Here is a 2044-nt window from a genome sequence, read left to right on the forward strand (position 1 = left end):
AAAACTATTCCAGGTATAGGAAATAAAACCGCAGTAATGCTATTGGTTTTAACCGATGGATTTGATCGTTTTAAAAGCGGTAGCGAATTGTGTAGTTATGCTGGATTAACCCCTGTAGTTAGAAAGAGTGGGAGTAGTGTAAATGGACGGCCTCGTATCAGTAAAATAGGAAATCAGAAACTACGTAATCTGTTATTTATGTGCAGCTTTAATGCTTGTAAATACAATAAAGCATGTCGTGATATTTATGAGAGAATAGTAGCAAAAGGAAAGAGTAAAAAATTGGCATTGATAGCGGTGTGTAATAAACTATTAAAACAGGCTTTTGCTATAGCAAAATCAGGTTTAATATATGATGATACATATAGAAGTACTTTAGTGAAAAATTAGTGCATTTTTACTTGTTTTTTACCACAGTACTTTGTTGGCAATAGTTATTTATCTTTAATTTGTTTATAAACCTGTTCTTTAAATAAATTTTCAATTTCTTGTTTTGTCAAATTTACAGCGAAATCTATATTATCTTTTTTGGGTTTACTATAATATCCGACTGTATTCCCTCTAATAATAATATTTAAAATACTATCCAAGGTTATATTTAAAATTGTAGTTTCTGTTTCTTCAACAAAAATTGATGTTGTAATAAGAAGTTTTTTATCTGGAATTCGTAAATTATATATAAACCAATCATTTAAGGAAGATTTAGAAAAATGCATTAATTTTTGTGCCATTTTAAAATCCGTATTTACTTTAATGTTATATCCGGATTTTATGTTTTTATCTATTATTTTAGGCGATATGTTTTTAAGAGGTCTTGGAAGATTATACCGAAATTCTGCTTTACAACTAAAAATACCACCATCATAATTGCTGAATTCACACATTTCCATATCTGACCTTATCCAAGAGGATTCGAATCGGGAAAGTACTTTTTTTTCTATTTCATCATAGATGTAAATAGTTCCTCCTCCAGTATCTCCATCTCCTGGCATATTAAAATGGGATATACCTGCAATACTTCTTTTGGAATAGATACTATATTGTCCATCTTGGCTATAATATTTCTGGGATTGTCCAAATCTGACATAACTTAATCCAAAAATCATCAATGCTATGATTGGAATAATAATTAATATTTTTTTTAATAGATTTTTCATTTTGGCTGTTCGTTCAATAACAGAATAATGGAATAAAAAAATTGACTATAATTATTTAATTATGGTCTTGCACTTCTTCGTCGGCTTCGGTATATTTTTCACTTATTTTTAGTATTTTATTTTCTTTAATGGCAAATGTTTGTTTGTATTCACTACTCGGACATTCATCAAAAATTGTTAAATAATTATATGTTGGAATTTTATCATTGGTTTTAGTCAAAGTGTAATACTCTTTTAAAAGATAATTAATTTTGTACTCAAAAATCGTTTTTTCTTTTTGTAAAAGTTTTATTATCACATAATCCTCTAAATGATTTGAAATTTGAATATGTTTTTCAATTGTCATTTTTTGGTTTGAATCAATATTTTCTGACTTAATATATATGACTTCTAGCTTATTGTTAACTAATTTAATATTCTTTTCAATTTTTGGGGAAGACTTATATAAGTAAGCATTAAAAACGTAGACAATAGAAGAATCTTTGTATATCCCGACCCATTTTCCATATAAACTGCCACGTTCTAAATCATCAACCCAAAATAATGAGCGATTACTATCATCAACAACATCTACTTTAGTTCCGTAATTTAACTTACCTAAAACTTCAGAATTCATATCTGGCTCTTTACGATAATTAAGTCCTTTTTCGGCTGTAGTATATGCTAAAAATAATACTTTTATATTATTCGATTCTTTTTCAGAATTAGAGATTAAATCCTTAATTACTGTTTTTTGTACATCTTTATTTTGACCTTGGCAAGACCAAAACACTAATGTAATTATTATGTAACTAATGTTTTTCATAATTATTGCCAACGTGTTTGTGTATGAAACGTAGCGTATAAATATACACAAAAGTTTCGGATTATTACTTAGCCAAATCTGC

At 27.7% G+C, this 2044-nt stretch carries 3 protein-coding genes; 1 reads left to right on the forward strand and 2 read right to left on the reverse strand.

Annotated features, from left to right (window positions below):
* Positions 1-390 (forward strand): transposase (locus HM982_RS18335; RefSeq protein WP_179354731.1); only part of this gene is annotated, 390 nt, incomplete at its 5' end.
* A gap of 44 nt (positions 391-434) precedes the next feature.
* On the opposite strand, the gene HM982_RS18340 is transcribed toward HM982_RS18335, so the two are convergent.
* Both HM982_RS18340 and HM982_RS18345 read right to left on the reverse strand, forming a co-directional pair.
* A complete protein-coding gene (locus HM982_RS18340; protein ID WP_179313180.1) occupies positions 435-1157 on the reverse strand; it encodes a hypothetical protein in 723 nt (240 codons plus the stop codon).
* 55 nt (positions 1158-1212) lie between these two features.
* Positions 1213-1962, reverse strand: a complete 750-nt coding sequence (locus HM982_RS18345) for an SH3 domain-containing protein (protein ID WP_179354769.1) — start codon at positions 1960-1962, stop codon at positions 1213-1215.
* Positions 1963-2044: the final 82 nt, after the last annotated feature.

Origin of the sequence: Winogradskyella vidalii (assembly GCF_013403955.1) — a bacterium.
Lineage (GTDB): Bacteria > Bacteroidota > Bacteroidia > Flavobacteriales > Flavobacteriaceae > Winogradskyella > Winogradskyella vidalii.

Bases quoted from the DNA above. Each gene is read 5' to 3' on its own strand.
- HM982_RS18340 (WP_179313180.1), bottom strand. From the start codon at position 1,157: ATGAAAAATCTATTAAAAAAAATATTAATTATTATTCCAATCATAGCA.
- HM982_RS18345 (WP_179354769.1), bottom strand. From the start codon at position 1,962: ATGAAAAACATTAGTTACATAATAATTACATTAGTGTTTTGGTCTTGC.